Annotated in this window: 1 protein-coding gene; it reads right to left on the bottom strand. The window is 55.9% G+C overall.

Annotated elements, in window-relative coordinates:
• Nucleotides 1-179 (bottom strand): 30S ribosomal protein S6 (gene rpsF, locus JF66_RS22740; protein ID WP_081882547.1); only part of this gene is annotated, 179 nt, incomplete at its 3' end.
• Nucleotides 180-390 lie beyond the last annotated feature (211 nt).

Below are 390 nucleotides of genomic sequence, written 5' to 3' on the forward strand. Positions count from 1 at the left end.
TAGATGCCTTCGGTCTTCTTGTTGATCTCGTAAGCGAGACGACGACGACCCCAAACATCAACCTTGTCAATGCTGCCACCATCGTTGCGAACAACGTTGAGGAACTTGTCAAGGCTGGGAGCTACGGTGCGCTCATCGATCTCGGGATCGAGGATTACCATAAGTTCGTACTGATGCATGACTAACCCACCTCCTTCGGACTAAACGGCTGCAGAATTTCTACAGCAGGAGGGTTGTGCATGTGTTAAACGTGGAGGCCGGGAATCCGGCGCACAGACAACCTGCCTAGACTACCGGACGCCGCGTCATTTCACCACATCGGATGCGGCGCCCTCCGCGCCGGGACCGTTACGAAGAGTGTGTCACCGTCCAGCCAGACACGTTCAGCCG

Source organism: Cryobacterium sp. MLB-32, from assembly GCF_000738085.1.
GTDB lineage: Bacteria > Actinomycetota > Actinomycetes > Actinomycetales > Microbacteriaceae > Cryobacterium.